The organism is Terribacillus sp. DMT04, assembly GCF_019056395.1.
GTDB classification, from domain to species: domain Bacteria; phylum Bacillota; class Bacilli; order Bacillales; family Amphibacillaceae; genus Terribacillus; species Terribacillus aidingensis_A.
Map to the genome: position 1 here is coordinate 560,001 of NZ_CP077639.1, position 16,421 is coordinate 576,421.

Annotated in this window: 14 protein-coding genes, 2 tRNA genes and 3 rRNA genes (1 of these 19 only partly in view); 15 read left to right on the forward strand and 4 right to left on the reverse strand. The window is 44.8% G+C overall.

The features are described 5' to 3' along the window. From KS242_RS03105 to KS242_RS03125, 5 genes are all read left to right on the forward strand, one after another. Window positions 1–10 (forward strand): 16S ribosomal RNA (locus KS242_RS03105) (it extends 1,552 nt beyond the left edge of the window). 184 nt (window positions 11–194) lie between these two features. Next, window positions 195–3,119, forward strand: a 23S ribosomal RNA gene (locus KS242_RS03110). Between the two features lie 315 nt (window positions 3,120–3,434). Next, a 5S ribosomal RNA gene (gene rrf / locus KS242_RS03115) occupies window positions 3,435–3,547 on the forward strand. The 16S, 23S and 5S rRNA genes sit together here with 2 tRNA genes alongside, the layout of an rRNA operon. Before the next feature lie 26 nt (window positions 3,548–3,573). Continuing rightward, a tRNA-Met gene (locus KS242_RS03120) sits at window positions 3,574–3,648 on the forward strand. A 111-nt stretch (window positions 3,649–3,759) separates the two neighbouring features. Then, a tRNA-Asp gene (locus KS242_RS03125) sits at window positions 3,760–3,836 on the forward strand. Window positions 3,837–3,882: 46 nt separating this feature from the next. Here the strand turns inward: KS242_RS03125 and KS242_RS03130 are convergent. Further along, a complete protein-coding gene (locus tag KS242_RS03130) occupies window positions 3,883–4,665 on the reverse strand; it encodes a hypothetical protein (RefSeq protein WP_217322970.1) in 783 nt (260 codons plus the stop codon). A gap of 144 nt (window positions 4,666–4,809) precedes the next feature. On the opposite strand from KS242_RS03130, the gene tsaE reads away from it, so the two are divergent. The 4 genes from tsaE to tsaD are packed head-to-tail and all read left to right on the forward strand — an operon-like array spanning window position 4,810 to window position 7,407. Then, window positions 4,810–5,262 carry a tRNA (adenosine(37)-N6)-threonylcarbamoyltransferase complex ATPase subunit type 1 TsaE gene (gene tsaE, locus KS242_RS03135; protein ID WP_217322971.1) on the forward strand — a complete coding sequence of 151 codons (453 nt, stop codon included), beginning with the start codon at window positions 4,810–4,812 and terminating at the stop codon, window positions 5,260–5,262. Beyond that, entirely contained in the window at window positions 5,259–5,957 is a 699-nt protein-coding gene (gene tsaB, locus KS242_RS03140; RefSeq protein WP_217322972.1) for a tRNA (adenosine(37)-N6)-threonylcarbamoyltransferase complex dimerization subunit type 1 TsaB, read from the forward strand. The genes tsaE and tsaB overlap by 4 nt, the downstream gene beginning before the upstream one ends. After that, a complete protein-coding gene (rimI, locus tag KS242_RS03145; RefSeq protein WP_371747622.1) occupies window positions 5,954–6,403 on the forward strand; it encodes a ribosomal protein S18-alanine N-acetyltransferase in 450 nt (149 codons plus the stop codon). Before tsaB ends, rimI begins: the two co-directional genes overlap by 4 nt. Continuing rightward, window positions 6,400–7,407, forward strand: a complete 1,008-nt coding sequence (gene tsaD / locus KS242_RS03150) for a tRNA (adenosine(37)-N6)-threonylcarbamoyltransferase complex transferase subunit TsaD (protein WP_217322973.1) — start codon at window positions 6,400–6,402, stop codon at window positions 7,405–7,407. Before rimI ends, tsaD begins: the two co-directional genes overlap by 4 nt. Before the next feature lie 196 nt (window positions 7,408–7,603). On the opposite strand, the gene KS242_RS03155 is transcribed toward tsaD, so the two are convergent. Further along, entirely contained in the window at window positions 7,604–9,556 is a 1,953-nt protein-coding gene (locus KS242_RS03155; protein WP_217322974.1) for an ABC-F family ATP-binding cassette domain-containing protein, read from the reverse strand. A gap of 454 nt (window positions 9,557–10,010) precedes the next feature. Here KS242_RS03155 and KS242_RS03160 point away from each other — a divergent pair, with 454 nt between their 5' ends. The 3 genes from KS242_RS03160 (at window position 10,011) to fetB (ending at window position 12,201) form a co-directional block, all read left to right on the forward strand. Next, entirely contained in the window at window positions 10,011–10,637 is a 627-nt protein-coding gene (locus tag KS242_RS03160) for a redox-sensing transcriptional repressor Rex (protein ID WP_217322975.1), read from the forward strand. Between the two features lie 92 nt (window positions 10,638–10,729). Further along, on the forward strand, window positions 10,730–11,458 hold the full coding sequence (locus KS242_RS03165; RefSeq protein WP_217322976.1) for an ABC transporter ATP-binding protein: 729 nt from the start codon (window positions 10,730–10,732) through the stop codon (window positions 11,456–11,458). Then, window positions 11,455–12,201 carry an ABC transporter permease gene (gene fetB, locus KS242_RS03170; RefSeq protein ID WP_217322977.1) on the forward strand — a complete coding sequence of 249 codons (747 nt, stop codon included), beginning with the start codon at window positions 11,455–11,457 and terminating at the stop codon, window positions 12,199–12,201. The genes KS242_RS03165 and fetB overlap by 4 nt, the downstream gene beginning before the upstream one ends. 73 nt (window positions 12,202–12,274) lie before the next feature. On the opposite strand, the gene KS242_RS03175 is transcribed toward fetB, so the two are convergent. Continuing rightward, window positions 12,275–12,655, reverse strand: coding sequence for a hypothetical protein (locus KS242_RS03175; protein WP_217322978.1), 381 nt, complete (start codon window positions 12,653–12,655; stop codon window positions 12,275–12,277). A 173-nt stretch (window positions 12,656–12,828) separates the two neighbouring features. Between KS242_RS03175 and KS242_RS03180 the strand changes: the two genes are divergently transcribed. Genes KS242_RS03180 through KS242_RS03190 form a run of 3 tightly spaced genes read left to right on the forward strand, consistent with a single transcriptional unit; the run spans window position 12,829 to window position 15,376 of the window. After that, complete coding sequence (locus KS242_RS03180) at window positions 12,829–13,251, forward strand: universal stress protein (RefSeq protein ID WP_217322979.1); 423 nt, start codon at window positions 12,829–12,831, stop codon at window positions 13,249–13,251. Between the two features lie 42 nt (window positions 13,252–13,293). Continuing rightward, entirely contained in the window at window positions 13,294–14,721 is a 1,428-nt protein-coding gene (locus tag KS242_RS03185; RefSeq protein WP_371747589.1) for an MDR family MFS transporter, read from the forward strand. Further along, window positions 14,714–15,376, forward strand: coding sequence for a haloacid dehalogenase type II (locus KS242_RS03190; RefSeq protein ID WP_217322981.1), 663 nt, complete (start codon window positions 14,714–14,716; stop codon window positions 15,374–15,376). Before KS242_RS03185 ends, KS242_RS03190 begins: the two co-directional genes overlap by 8 nt. An 82-nt stretch (window positions 15,377–15,458) precedes the next feature. On the opposite strand, the gene KS242_RS03195 is transcribed toward KS242_RS03190, so the two are convergent. After that, window positions 15,459–16,373, reverse strand: coding sequence for an ABC transporter substrate-binding protein (locus tag KS242_RS03195; protein ID WP_217322982.1), 915 nt, complete (start codon window positions 16,371–16,373; stop codon window positions 15,459–15,461). Window positions 16,374–16,421 lie beyond the last annotated feature (48 nt).

The window sequence follows — 16,421 nt, forward strand, 5'->3', positions numbered from 1 at the left end:
CACCTCCTTTCTAAGGATAATTGGAACTACTACTTCGTAGTAGACAAGTCGTAATTGGTTGTTTGTTCAGTTTTGAGAGATCAATCTCTCTTGTGAACCTTGAAAACTAGATAAGAAACAACATGCCAGAACATCAAACTTTAAAGCAATGACAATTTTTATTGTCGCGAATTTTTAGCATCATGCGTTTAATTAGTTAAGTGAAGAAGGGCGCACGGTGGATGCCTTGGCACTAGGAGCCGATGAAGGACGGGACTAACACCGATATGCTTCGGGGAGCTGTAAGTAAGCTTTGATCCGGAGATTTCCGAATGGGGGAACCCACTATTCGTTATTGGATAGTACGTATCACTGAATACATAGGTGATATGAGGCAGACCCGGGGAACTGAAACATCTCATTACCCGGAGGAAGAGAAAGAAAAATCGATTTCCTGAGTAGCGGCGAGCGAAACGGAATTAGCCCAAACCAGAAGGCTTGCCTTCTGGGGTTGTAGGACACTCCTTTGGAGTTACAAAGAAACCATGTAAATGAAGCGGCTTGGAATGGCCCGCCATAGAAGGTAAGAGCCCTGTATTTGAAATGTGGTTTCCTCCGGAGTGTATCCTGAGTACGGCGGAACACGTGAAATTCCGTCGGAATCCGGGAGGACCATCTCCCAAGGCTAAATACTCCCTAGTGACCGATAGTGAACCAGTACCGTGAGGGAAAGGTGAAAAGCACCCCGGAAGGGGAGTGAAATAGAACCTGAAACCGTGTGCCTACAAGTAGTCGAAGCCCGTTAATGGGTGACGGCGTACCTTTTGTAGAATGGACCGGCGAGTTACGATCCCCTGCAAGGTTAAGTTGTATAGACGGAGCCGCAGCGAAAGCGAGTCTGAATAGGGCGATATAGTAGGTGGTCGTAGACCCGAAACCGTGTGATCTACCCATGTCCAGGGTGAAGGTCAGGTAACACTGACTGGAGGCCCGAACCCACGCACGTTGAAAAGTGCGGGGATGAGGTGTGGGTAGGGGTGAAATGCCAATCGAACACGGAGATAGCTGGTTCTCTCCGAAATAGCTTTAGGGCTAGCCTCAAAGGATGATGGTTGGAGGTAGAGCACTGATTGGACTAGGGGCCCTCATCGGGTTACCGAATTCAGTCAAACTCCGAATGCCAATCAATCTACTTTGGGAGTCAGACCATGGGTGATAAGGTTCATGGTCGAAAGGGAAACAGCCCAGACCGCCAGCTAAGGTCCCAAAGTGTGTGTTAAGTGGAAAAGGATGTGGCGTTGCTTAGACAACCAGGATGTTGGCTTAGAAGCAGCCATCATTTAAAGAGTGCGTAATAGCTCACTGGTCGAGTGACGCTGCGCCGAAAATATACCGGGGCTAAACACACCACCGAAGCTGCGGATTGACATCTACGATGTCAGTGGTAGGAGAGCGTTCTAAGGGCGGTGAAGGTCGATCGTGAGGACGGCTGGAGCGCTTAGAAGTGAGAATGCCGGTATGAGTAGCGAAAAAAGAGTGAGAATCTCTTTCATCGAAAGCCCAAGGTTTCCTGAGGAAGGCTCGTCCGCTCAGGGTTAGTCGGGGCCTAAGCCGAGGCCGAAAGGCGTAGGCGATGGACAACAGGTTGATATTCCTGTACCACCTAAATCCGCTTGAACGATGGGGGGACGCAGGAGGATAAGGAAAGCGCGCTGCTGGTTATGCGCGTCCAAGCCGTGAGGAAGTTGAGCAGGCAAATCCACTCAACAATATTCCAGGCGGTTATGGGGAGGGAAATTTAGTACCGAAGTTCCTGATTTCACACTGCCAAGAAAAGCCTCTAGTGAGGAAATAGGTGCCCGTACCGCAAACCGACACAGGTAGGCACGGTGAGTAACCGAAGATGATCGGGAGAACTCTCGTTAAGGAACTCGGCAAAATGACCCCGTAACTTCGGGAGAAGGGGTGCTTCTTTTTAGGAGAAGCCGCAGTGAAAAGGCCCAAGCGACTGTTTAGCAAAAACACAGGTCTCTGCAAAGCCGTAAGGCGAAGTATAGGGGCTGACACCTGCCCGGTGCTGGAAGGTTAAGGGGAATGGTTAGGGACTTTGTCCCGAAGCTGTGAACCGAAGCCCCAGTAAACGGCGGCCGTAACTATAACGGTCCTAAGGTAGCGAAATTCCTTGTCGGGTAAGTTCCGACCCGCACGAAAGGTGCAACGACTTGGGCACTGTCTCAACGAGAGACCCGGTGAAATTATACTATGCGTGAAGATGCGCATTACCCGCGACAGGACGGAAAGACCCCGTGGAGCTTTACTGTAGCCTGATATGGAATGTTGGTACAGCTTGTACAGGATAGGTGGGAGCCTTAGAAACCGGAGCGCTAGCTTCGGTGGAGGCATCCGTGGGATACCACCCTGGCTGTATTGACATTCTAACCCAGAACCGTTATCCGGTTCGGAGACAGTGTCAGGTGGGCAGTTTGACTGGGGCGGTCGCCTCCCAAAGAGTAACGGAGGCGCCCAAAGGTTCCCTCAGAATGGTTGGAAATCATTCGTAGCGTGCAAAGGCAGAAGGGAGCTTGACTGCGAGACCTACAAGTCGAGCAGGGACGAAAGTCGGGCTTAGTGATCCGGCGGTGCCGTATGGAAGGGCCGTCGCTCAACGGATAAAAGCTACCCCGGGGATAACAGGCTTATCTCCCCCAAGAGTCCACATCGACGGGGAGGTTTGGCACCTCGATGTCGGCTCATCGCATCCTGGGGCTGTAGTCGGTCCCAAGGGTTGGGCTGTTCGCCCATTAAAGCGGTACGCGAGCTGGGTTCAGAACGTCGTGAGACAGTTCGGTCCCTATCCGTCGTGGGCGTTGGAAGTTTGAGAGGAGCTGTCCTTAGTACGAGAGGACCGGGATGGACGCACCGCTGGTGCACCAGTTGTTCCGCCAGGAGCATAGCTGGGTAGCTACGTGCGGAAGGGATAAGTGCTGAAAGCATCTAAGCATGAAGCCCCCCTCAAGATGAGACTTCCCATCATTTTAAATGAGTAAGATCCCTCAGAGACGATGAGGTAGATAGGTTCGAGGTGGAAGCGTGGTGACACGTGCAGCTGACGAATACTAATCGATCGAGGACTTAACTAAAAATGAAAAGCGAAAGAAACCGTTTAGAAACGGAGGAATAAGTGAGAAAGCCCGGAGTGAAGTGATTTTCTTCACGCAGGGATTTATCGCTTAAGCCGTAGTTTCTGGTTTCTGTAGCTGGATCTAGCTCAACGCAGCTAGACGTTAGTAAGTCAACGCCAAAGACCAAGCACTCCGGTGCTTGGCAGCGCATGAGATGTAAAAGCATGAAGTTTCTTATCTAGTTTTGAAGGTTTACTTCAAAATAACTTGCTTATTTTTTGAAGGATAAGGTATAATATATCTTGTCGTTAGGAAAGATAAGTGTAGTTAAGGTCTGGTGGTAATAGCGAAGAGGTCACACCTGTTCCCATGCCGAACACAGCAGTTAAGCTCTTCAGCGCCGATGGTAGTTGGGTTCGCCCTGCGAGAGTAGGACGCTGCCAGGCCGAAACATTTTCCTTCATATTATTATCGCGGGGTGGAGCAGGGGTAGCTCGTCGGGCTCATAACCCGAAGGTCGCAGGTTCAAATCCTGCCCCCGCAACCATATTATCTTTTAAAGGGAGTACCTGAAAGGTACAACTGATGGGGTAATTAAAGAGTATAACCAAGTAATTGGTTAATTTATTTCATTGCACTAATACATAGTAGCAGTATTGGTCCGGTAGTTCAGTTGGTTAGAATGCCTGCCTGTCACGCAGGAGGTCGCGGGTTCGAGTCCCGTCCGGACCGCCATACATAAAATGTTCAAAAGCTTTAGGAGCAATCCTAAAGCTTTTTTTTATATGTGTATATCCCACCCAATCAAGGTGATACTTTCTGCTGCTCCTGCAGACTGTGCATTCGTGAGCAGTCTATGCAGAAAACGCGGCATACTCTCACTCTTCGTAAAAGCACGCTGAACCCGAGATGGATTCTTATATGGAGAAACAGGAAAGCGCTGGAGACCGGCTGTAGTTAGCAGGATAGAATTACGTCCTTTAGACAGAGGGATGATGCCCATGTTATAAGCCGGAACTTCTTGGTCAAATGTATTGTCGGCTCCTATCAAGCCAGATCGATGCTGCTGGTTCATTTGTACAGAGCTTGTGTGCGCTGTGGAAGGCGGCAAGAGGAAGAGAGCATTGTTTCCTACTGATAACCAATATAAATAGCCTGCTTTGCGCACGCTAATCAAGCAGGAGCTGTTGCCATTCACTTTGGCTGCTGTGGAACGAAATCGCACACTGTTAAACATGCTCATCAGAAAACTGTCGAATTTTTTCATAGCACTGGAAGTGTCTTCATCAAGCGTTTCAATAATTTTGCGCTGTCTTAGCATGAGAGAGTCAGCGATAAACGCAGCACTTTCAACTGTGTGCTGTGCACCCATGATGACAGCAAGTTCCCAATCTGCTCCTGTTAGGATAAGACAGGCGTTTTCGTTTTTGTGAGCTCCGTGCAGAATGCTACCGCCGAAACGTCCGATCCACATATGCTGGTAACTGCTTATATCAACTTGGTCCAGGTAGGATTTTATTTCGCCATTCCAATTATAACTATACATTTGTTCTAATGCTTCCATATACATGCTCCTTTGTTAGCTGTTAGTATATGTATTCTCCATAAAACCAGAAAAGCCTTTTTGTTTCTGGTGCTTTTGCTTTTAGGCTATACTTTGCTATGATGAATAAATGAACAAGAAATGAAAGCGAGTCAGGTGATGGTAATGACCCATTTTAAAAAGACAGTGCATACAATAGAAGAAACGAATACGTTCGGCCTGCGATTAGCCGAATTACTGCAGCCAGGTGATCTTATTACAATGGAAGGAGATCTTGGTGCAGGAAAGACGACACTAACAAAAGCAATTGGTGGTGGGTTGGGTGTTACACGTACAATTAATAGCCCTACCTTTACAATTATTAAAGAATACGAGGGCCGTTTGCCTTTGTATCATATGGATGTGTACCGTCTGGAGAATAGTGACGAAGATATAGGTTTTGAGGAGTATTTTTCGGGACAAGGAGTTACCATTGTCGAGTGGGCGCACTTCATTGAAGACTACTTACCGAAAGATCGACTGGAGCTTACAATCAAACATGACGGTGAGGCAAGGACAATTACGCTGCAGCCAGTTGGCGAGCGTTATGAAAAGCTTTGTAAGGAGTTAACAAAATGACTATATTAGCCATGGATACATCCAATCAGCTGCTAGGTGTAGCAATTGTTAAGGATGGCGTTACATTAGGTGAGCATGTCATGCATGGTCACCGCGATCACTCTGTTCGTTTGCTGCCTGCGATTGAACAGCTGATGAAAGAAACAAAAACGGCTCCAGAGGATTTGGATCGAATTGTAGTAGGGCAGGGGCCAGGTTCGTATACTGGCGTAAGGATCAGTATGGCAACTGCCAAAACAATGGCGTGGGCACTAAATATTGATGTTATTGGTGTTTCGAGTTTAGAGGCACTTGCTTACCAAGGACAGTTGTTCTCCGGGTATGTGTGTCCGTTCTTTGATGCGCGCAGAGGGCAAGTGTATACAGCCTTATATGCCAGCAGTCCTGTTAAATTTGAACAAGTAGAGGGAGCAGTTAATCCGTTGTTTACAGAGTGGCTGGAACAGTTGCGAGATAAGGAAGAGAAGGTGTTATTCTTGAGCCCGGATATCGAAACTTACCGAGATATCATCACGGAAACACTTGGTGATCAAGCGGTTATACCGGAGAATAGCATGCATTATGCACGTCCGTCTGTCCTTGCTCAAATAGGAGCTGTTAGACAAGCGGATAATCTTCATCAGATTGTACCGGATTATGTTCGTTTAACGGAGGCGGAATCCAATTGGCTCAAACAACAGGAGCGGCAAAAGTGAGTGCGCAGCCAATCGTTCGTCAAATGCAATTAGCAGACATTCCGGCTGCCTACACCATAGAGACAGCATCTTTTGCAACGCCGTGGACAATTGATATTTTTGAACGTGAAATTACAGAAAATACGTTTGCCAGTTATTTTGTCATTGAGAAAGAGGGCGTTATTGCTGGTTACTGCGGCATGTGGCTTGTTATTGATGAAGCACAGATCACGAATATAGCTATTTTGCCAAGTTACCGTGGAAAGAAACTGGGAGAAAAACTATTTGCTCATGTCATGGAGCAAGCTATTCTCGCTGGAGCATATCGTTTATCATTGGAAGTACGCGTATCTAATCTGCCAGCGCAGCATCTATATCGCAAGTTTGGTTTAGTGCCTGGCGGGATACGAAAAAACTATTATACAGACAATCAAGAAGATGCGATTGTAATGTGGGTGAACTTATGAAAACATCAGAACTTATATTAGCAATAGAAACAAGCTGTGATGAAACTGCAGCTGCTGTTATCGAGGGCGGCACCGTGATTCGGTCCAATGTTGTGGCCTCCCAAATTGAGAGTCACAAGCGATTTGGCGGTGTTGTGCCGGAGATTGCTTCCCGGCATCATGTGGAGCAGATCACAATTGTCATAGAAGAGGCACTTCAGCAAGCAGGTGTTGAGAAGAATGATTTGGATGCCGTAGCAGTAACGCAGGGGCCAGGTTTAATTGGTGCACTACTCGTCGGAGTAAATGCTGCTAAAGCATTGGCCTTTTCCATCGGTAAGCCGCTGATTGGGGTACATCATATCGCCGGTCATATTTACGCAAACCGTCTGGAGCAGGAATTTGCATTCCCGCTGCTAGCATTAGTTGTTTCAGGTGGACATACAGAGCTGGTTCTTATGAAAGAGCATGGCAGCTTTGAAGTGATCGGAGAAACACGTGATGATGCAGCAGGAGAAGCGTATGATAAAGTAGCCAGAACGTTACAGCTGCCTTATCCAGGCGGCCCACGCATTGATAAGCTGGCAGCAGAAGGCGAGCAGTCTATTGATTTCCCTCGCGCATGGCTAGAGCCGGAGAGTTACGATTTTAGCTTCTCTGGTCTTAAGTCGGCGGTAATTAATACACTTCACAATGCGAAGCAAAAAGGAGAAACGTATCCTCCTGCTGACGTTGCGGCAAGCTTCCAAGCAAGTGTTGTAGAAGTACTCGTTGGGAAGACACTCCGAGCAGCCGAGCAATATGGTGCCAAACAAGTGATCGTAGCTGGGGGCGTTGCAGCGAACAGCGGACTAAGAGCGGCATTGGAGCAAGCATTTGCGGACAAGCAAGCAGATCTTTTAATTCCGCCGCTTGCACTTTGCACCGATAATGCTGCAATGATTGGGGCAGCTGCATCTATATCTTATCAACAAGGCAAATTCGCTGATTTGGCGATGAACGCGAGAGCATCTATGCCACTATAAGAAAAAGCATTGTTTCCGACTAGGAAACAATGCTTTTTTTGTGCACAGCACAGGCTTCCGCTTGTGCATAACTTTTTAAAACCCGCTATTAGTACCAGGTACAGAAGTGGATAAAATCACATCAAAATAATGTGGACTTTGTGGATAATGTGTACAACTTTGTGTATATCCTATGAAATCAACAATGAAAGCGTATTTACTCCTGTGCATAACTTTCATTTTCTTCGATGAGTGTTTCCCACTCTTCCATAACTTCCAGCAGTGCAGCTTGGAGCTGTTCATTACGTTCTGTAATTTCCTGCGCCTTCTGATAATCTTGGAAAACTTCCGGATCAGTGAGCAATGTTTCGTTACCTTCAATCTCTGTCTCCAACTCAGCGATTTTTTCTTCCAGCTCCGCAATACGTCGTTCTCTTTTCCGAATTTCCCGTTTCATTGCTTTATCTTGATGATAATTCGATTTATTTTCTTGCTTAACAGGCTGCTTTGTTTCGGCTGCTAATGCTTCTAGATCGGCAATTTCTTGCTGTTCTTGCTTCTTCTCTATAAAGTAATCATAGTTCCCTAAATAAGTTACAAGCTGCTTGTTCGTCATTTCCAGCACTTGTGTGGCAATTTTGTTCATAAAGTAACGGTCATGAGAGACGAATAGAATCGTACCAGGATAATCTGCTAATGCGCCTTCCAGCACTTCTTTACTATCTAAGTCTAAGTGGTTGGTCGGTTCATCCATGATTAAAAGGTTGGACTTCTGCATCATCAGCTTCGCTAACGCAAGTCGGGCTTTCTCTCCGCCGCTCAGTGTGTTGACTACTTTAAGTACATCATCACCTGTGAATAGGAAGTTTCCGAGGATAGTGCGTATATCCTTCTCATCCATTAGCGGGTATTCATCCCATAGCTCAGCAAGTACCGATTTGGAAGAATGCAGTTCTGTTTGTTCCTGATCGTAGTAGCCAATGCTAACGCCTGCGCCTAGCTCTACATGACCAGTTTTTGCAGGAAGCTTTCCAATGATCGTTTTAAGCAGCGTTGTTTTCCCAGTTCCGTTAGGTCCAGTAAGTGCAATACGGTCCTGGCGATTCATTTGGAAGCTGACATCTTTAAATACAGGAGATGTACTTTCCGGGTACTGATACGCTAATTCTTTTACCTTTAGCACGTCATTGCCGCTGCGGCGATCAATATCAAAAGTCAGCTTTGCTGAAGACGCATCATGAAGCGGACGCTCTATTCGATCCATTTTCTCTAATTGTTTTCGTCTGCTCTGTGCGCGTTTTGTCGTGGTTGCCCGCGCGATGTTCTTTTGAACGAATTCTTCCATTTTCTTTATTTCAGACTGCTGCTTTTCAAATTGCTTCATTTCTTTTTCGTAATTTGCCGCTTTTTGGTCTAGATAATTGCTGTAATTGCCTTTATATCGCACAGAGTGATTATGAGCAATCTCGATAACAGTATTCACGGTCTTGTCGAGGAAATATCGATCGTGGGATACGACGACAACAGCACCTTGATAGCTGCTTAAATAGCCCTCAAGCCAGTCCAATGTTGAGATATCTAAATGGTTGGTCGGCTCATCTAGTATTAATACATCAGGTTTCTGAAGCAGCAGCTTTCCTAACGCAAGCCGTGTTTTTTGACCGCCGCTTAATGAACCGATTGGTGTGGACAAGTCTTTATCGCCAAACCGCAGGCCGTTTAATACAGAACGAATGTCAGCTTCGTACTGATAACCGCCGTTTAAGCGAAACGCTTGCTGCTTTGTATCATAGTTCGTAAGGAGCTGCTGATAAGCTGCTTCGTCGGCAATTAAATCAGAATCACCCATTTTTGTTTCCAGGCGGCGCAATTCCTGCTCTTGCTGGATAAGGTCAGCAAATACTGTTTTCATTTCTTCCAGTATACTTTTATCTGATTCTAAGCCTGTGTGTTGTTCTAAGTAGCCGAGTGTGGCTTCCTTGGCGAGGAAGACGTTTCCCTCATCGTATGTCAATTCACCTGCTAGAATCTTCAGGAGGGTTGATTTGCCGGCACCGTTGCGTCCGACAATAGCTAAACGATCCTGTGTTTGTACTTCTAGCTTTATATTGGATAAAATGACATCTGCGCCAAATAGTTTCGTTATATTATTCGCTTGCAATAAAATCATTTCGTTCACCTCATACTATCAGTGTATCCTATGTGTCAAAACAGTAGCAAGCGCGGAATTCTCACGTTTTTTTGCTTGCTGGAAGATGGACATTGTAACGTGATTTGTTAAAATGAAACTAGATACCCCGCACATGCTTCTTTGTGAATCTGTACAAGACTTTCCCATTCATATCTGATAGAATAAGGTGTTATTATTAATTGTACTTGTGAAAGTATCATATCGTAACAATTCAAGGACGAAGCCGCAGGCCGCATCTGTTGGTTCTTTACAGATGCCGGAATGGAACCTGTTTGCAGCCATTATTCCGCGTAACGAAGCGGTATATGGGAGGTCTTATATACAGAAGGTAACAGAACATCTAATGTTCTAGAACGAGAAGCCTTTAGACCCAACTGCATAGCTGCACGAAGTTCACTTCTGGGAGCTGCAAGCTTTAGGAGGATATATGAGTATGTATATGGATCAAAATAAAATACCGAAGGCGACGGCAAAGCGACTGCCGCTTTATTACCGATTTCTCAACAGCCTGCATCTGCAAGGCAAAACGCGTGTTTCTTCTAAAGAACTTAGCGAATCGGTGAAAGTCGACTCCGCAACAATTCGCCGTGACTTCTCTTATTTCGGAGCACTTGGTAAAAAGGGCTACGGCTATAATGTAGAGTATTTGCTGAAGTTTTTCCGAAAAACATTAGATCAAGATGAGATTACGAAAGTGGCACTCATTGGAGTAGGTAACCTTGGTACTGCATTTCTGCATTACAACTTTATTAAAAATAATAATACAAAGATAGAAATGGCTTTCGACACCGACCCTGGAAAAGTGGATCATAATATCGGCGGCGTACCCGTTTATCATATTGATGACTTAGAGGATTATATAGGGAATGTGAGTGCCGCAATACTAACAGTGCCAGCAATCGCTGCACAGCCTATTACGGATCGCTTGGTGGATTGCGGTATTGCTGGAATTCTGAATTTCACGCCAGCGCGTATTGCCGTACCTGATAATATCCGCGTACATCATATTGATCTCGCAATTGAATTACAATCGCTGGTTTATTTTCTTAAACATTATTAATGTAACACCTCTCCTGCAGAGGTGTTTTTTCTTACTTACATGTGAAAGCTATAGCAACGCGGGCGGAAGCAGAGGAAGAAAGGAAGGACAACATGGAGAAACAGCAAGCAGCTATATACTTAGATAGTGTAACTTACCATGCAGGTGAAAAAGAAATTTTGCATGCTATTACAGGAACATTTGCTAAAGGAAAAATTACGAGCGTTATCGGTCCATCTGGTGCTGGAAAGACTACTTTGTTTCGTTTGTGTAATGGATTGCAGTCGCCGGATAGCGGAGATATTCTGATAGATGGGAAAGATATCTTGTCTTATGATCCAATCAGTTTACGCCGCCATGTTGGTATTGTTCTGCAGCAAGCAACGATGCTCGAGGGCAGTGTGAGGGAAAACTTGGCGTTGCCGCTGCGACTTGCTGGTGAAGAGCTGTCAGAAGCGAAAGCAGCACGAATTGTGCAAGAAGTAGGTCTGGATACAGATATATTAGACCGGGACAGTAAAAGCTTATCAGGCGGACAGCAACAAAAGGTATCGATCGCCAGGACATTATTAAATCGCCCTCAAATTCTGCTGCTCGATGAGATCACATCTTCCTTAGACCGGGTATCTAAGCAGGATATTGAAAAACTGATTCTCCAAATTAACAGGGAATATGGAACTACGGTCATATGGATTACACATAACCTAGAGCAAGCAAAAGCAGTCGCAGATCAGGTGTGGGTGATGATGAGCGGAGAAGTAATAGAGGCAGGAACAGCTGACCTGCTTGATCATCCGGAGAAAGAAGCAGTGAAACAGTTTGTAAAGGAGGGAGAAGCATGAGTTTCCTTGCTTTATTGCTCACACTTATATTTGTACTCATTCCGCTAATTTTATCGAAAACATTACGTCTTGGGCTAGAAAAAGATACACTCATCGCGACTGTTCGTTCCATTATTCAGCTGTTTGCAGTCGGCTATGTATTGCAGTTCATCTTCGAATCCGAAAATATGCTTTATATTTTCTTGATGGTGATGTTAATGATTGGCGCAGCAACACAAAATGCGAGGAAAAAAGGGAAAAGCATTAAGGGAATTACATGGAAATTAATCTTTACATTTGTCGTTATTGAAGTGCTGACGCAAGGAATCTTGTTAAGTCTTCAGATAACACCGCCAACAGCACAGTATATTATCCCGCTCAGCGGAATGGTGATTGGTAATTCCATGGTGCTTGGTATATTGTTTCTGAACCGATTTACATCTGAAGTAGCATCCCGCAGAGAGGAAACAGAGCTTATCCTTTCTTTAGGCGGAACCCCAAAGCAGGCAATCCAGAAATCGCTGCTTGCTTCCATTAAAGCAAGTACCATCCCAACCATTGAAAGCCAGAAAACAATTGGGTTAGTACAGCTGCCAGGAATGATGAGCGGGCAGATTATCGCAGGAGCAGACCCGCTTCAAGCAGTTATGTTCCAGCTGCTGATCTTATTCCTGCTGCTGACGACAGCTATTGTTACGAGTATCATGCTCGGATTCTTATCTTATCCGACGAAGTTTACGGAGCGGATGCAGATGATCGAGTAAATGATTATGTTACGTAAGCAAGATATATCCTTCCCAGCAGCAGCCGCTATCATTTTTGGCGGCTGTTTTTCAATTAAAAAGAGAAGGGTTTCATTTCGCTATCCATAATGGTGCCATCGTAGACAAAGTCAACTGTTCCACTGCCTTGATAGATGCCAACTTCATATGTATTGCTCGCTCCAGAAAGTATTAATCTGCCGTCAACATCGGCATAGGAAGCTACTTCGCTCATTTCTTCACGCCCACAGGTTTTATTCATGCATTCTAGGATATTTTCTACCGTATCTTTATTTGTTATCGTTTGGGAAGCAGATGAAGCTCCTGCCGGATATACTTCTATCCGTTTAATTTTATCTTCAATAAGTGCCTCGTACTTAAATGCATCAAATATCCATATACCGACACCAACAATGAGAAGCAAAACAATTACAATTTTTATTAGTTTAGCCAGCAAAAAAAATCACCTCTGCTAATTTTCTCCATTATCTCATACTTTTCCAAATCAGAATGTCATGTTATTGTTAATTCATATCTATGTGTTTCGTGTTCCGAAATAGTAGTACTTGCTTGTTTGTTTCAACTTTGTAAAGGGAAATAGATACTATCATAGTTGGAGGAGGCGTCTTTATGTATGAAAAAATCCTATTGGCTGTTGATGGCTCAGAGCATTCGCTTCGAGCAACGGAGGAAGTAATAAAAATGTGTCAAGCCAGCACGCATCCCGTGCAGCTGGAGGTTATTAACGCGCTGCAAGAAGTACGCAACAGTGAGATTGTGCTGCAGCAGGTGAAGCCAGATGATGTGTATCGGGATGGTGAATTGCGTATTCAGCATAATGAAGAGAAGCTGCGCAATGCGAATATTCCTTATACGCGTACAATCGAACGCGGAGAAGCCGGCAAGATGATAGCTGAAAAAGCGAATAACGGCTTGTTTGATCTTGTCGTAATTGGAACACGAGGTTTGAATGGGTTTCAAAAACTTGTTGTAGGCAGTGTAAGTACAGAAGTGATTAAAAGAGCAAAATGCCCAGTACTGGTCGTGAAATAGTAAGCGCTATCAACTGGAGAAAAAGAGAATACAGCTGGGAGCATGTATGTGAGTAAATTAGAATCTAAATGGTTAGTTGTTGTTGCGGTCCTTTTTGGCACATTCACTGTCATTCTAAATAATAGTATGCTGAATCCGGCTTTGCCGTCGTTAATTTCAACGTTTAACGCCAATGCAGTTAGTGTTGGCTGGATCTTGACCATTTTTATGGTGGCGATGGGTATGACCATGCCGGTGACAGGGTATCTTGGAGATAGGTTTGGGAAAAAAAGCATTTACTTGCTGGGCCTTGCGATATTTCTGACAGGGTCCATTTTTGGTATTTTTACGAGCAGTCTGCCGTTCGTGATTGCAGCGCGATTTGTGCAAGGTATCGGCGGCGGATTGATGATGCCTATTTCCATGGCGCTTATATTTCAAGCGTTTCCGAAACAGGAACGAGGTCTTGCAGTCGGCATTTACGGTGTTGCGGCTATGGTGGCCCCAGCAATTGGTCCAACGGTTGGCGGAATCTTGATTACGTATTTGCCGTGGCCTTTTCTATTTGCGTTCAATTTGCCATTTGGTCTGCTTGGCTTGCTGCTGGCCAGTCGATACTTAAAATCAACGGCTGCTAATCCAGAACGTCGCTTTGATAAAGGCGGCTTTGTATTTGTTACGCTTGGGATCGGTTTAATTTTATATGCGCTTGGCCGCGGACAGACACTGGATATTCTTCTGTCACCAGCGAATTTAGTATTGATTGCGATTGGTGTTACAGCAATGGTTGTTTTCGTGTTTTATGAGCGCAAAAAGAAGCAGCCGTTATTGGAGTTATCTGTATTTCGTAATACGAACTACGCTGTTTCGATTGCGGTAACGACGACAGCTTCTATTGGTTTATTCTCCGGTATTTTCTTGCTGCCATTGTTGATTCAAAATGTCTACGGGCTGAGTGAAATCCAAACAGGACTGTTATTCCTGCCAGCAGCTTTACTGAGTGGAGTTATGATGTCACTAGGCGGAAGACTATTAGATAAGAAAGGGCCAAGGTGGGTTGTGCCGCCAGGGTTGCTGATTTTAGCAGTATCTACTTTCTTAATCGGGAATCTCAGCTTATCTGCACCTTTTTGGCTTATCTTAGTGATCAATATGGTCAGAGGAGCAGGCCTGGGTCTCAGCAACATGCCTGCAACCACTGCGGGCATGAATGACATACCCGAGCATCTTGTCTCTCAAGGCTCGGCGATGAACAATGTGTTGCGGCAAATATCGTCCGCATTCGGTATTGTCTTTTTCAGTATTTATTATGAAGTACGCCGGGCGAATTTAACGGCAGCAGGAGAAGCGGCACAGCAGGCAAGCTTACAGACAATTAATGAAGCTTTTGTTATATCAAGTATTCTAATGATTATCATGGTGCCGATCTCATTGATGATGCGGAATAGTACAAAGGAAAAACAACAGGAAAAAGGAGCTTCCAATGACTAAAATAAAAGCTATGGTATTTGATGTATACGGAACGCTGTTTGATGTGCATAGTGTCCAGGATGCGTGTGAACAACATTTCCCTGAAAAAGGGGAGTCTATTTCCTCGGTTTGGCGGTCAAAGCAGCTTGAATACGCTTTTTTGAGACAGCTGATGGGGCAGTATGAATCGTTCGCACAAGTGACAAAGGATGCCTTGGATTATAGTTTGGAAAAACATAATTGCAAGTATTCGGATGAGATTGTTCAAGACTTGATGCAAGCGTACAACCAGCTGCAGCCTTACGAAGAGACAAAAGAAGTATTGCAGCACTTTCAAAATCGAAAGCTAGCAGTGTTTTCTAACGGTCCGCACACGATGCTGGAGCCGCTGCTGCAGCATGCCGGTCTTACGGAACACTTTGATGCTATCGTGAGTGTGGATGAAATTAAGGCGTACAAGCCTACTACCGCAGCGTATGCGTATGTATTAAAACAGCTAGGAGTAAAGCGGGAAGAGGTATTATTCCTATCCTCCAATGGCTGGGATATTAACGGCGCTGCCAATTTTGGTTTTCACACGGCGTGGATCAATCGAAACAAGTTACCAGCAGATAAGCTTGGGCAAGAATTGGATAAGGTTTATCATGATTTGAATGGTATAAAGGGCGATTGGTAAGAAACGAAAATTCGCAGCAAATAAAAGAGTGACCGAATCTTACAAGATTCGGTCACTCTCTGTATGTCCTGGCTTCACTATATTATTTCAAAAATTCTTCTTCAAAGAAATCGACTTGGTATTCCAATGTTAACGGATCGTTGAACAAAAATGCATTTGCATCTGCTTTTAGTAAATGCCCCTCTTTGACTGCGGGAATTTCTTTGAACAGCTCGGATTCCTGATAAGAATTATCTTGGTCACTATACTGGCTGGTAACGAGGTAATCGCCAACGTAATCAGCTAAAACTTCCTCTGAAATCATCATGTAGCCATCTTTTTTGGTCACTTCTTTTGTCTTTTCTGGCATTTTTAATCCCATAGCTTGATAAAGTACTTCGGTGCCGCGGCCCCAGCTATCGCCAAGTACGCCTATACCTTTTTCATATTTTTCAATGACTGTAACAGTTGTGTCTTCGCCAATTTTAGCTTTAATTTTATCTCCAACTTCTTTGGCACGTGTCTTGTAGTCATCTACTTGTTTTTGTGCTTCCTCTTCCTTATTCAATAGTTTCCCAATCTCTACGTGCTGAGCCAAATAATCCAGTTTATTATATGTGTACGTTACGGTTGGAGCAATTTCTTTGAATTTATCCAAGTTTTTCGTAGTGCTCGCACCGATAATAAGGTCTGGTTTCAGCTCTAGAATTTTTTCGACATCATCTTCGGTTACGGTTTCGGCATCTTCAAGGCCTTCCGCCAATACTGGGCTTTTCTTAGCCCAACCATCCACGCCTACTATGTCAACACCTAATGCTTCCACATTACCTGCGTAAGAAGCAAGAACAACGACACGCTTCGGATCAGCTGGCACTTCAACCGCGCCAGTTTCTGATTCATATGTAACTGTTTCGTTTGTTTCTTTCTCACTTCCCGATGCACTGGAATCATCTGACGATCCACATGCGCTTAGAATGAGTAAAAGAAGCCCAAATAAAGCAATTGCTGTTTTTTTCATAATTAACCCTGCTTTCTTTTCTAATAAGTGATGAAAATGAGAATCAAT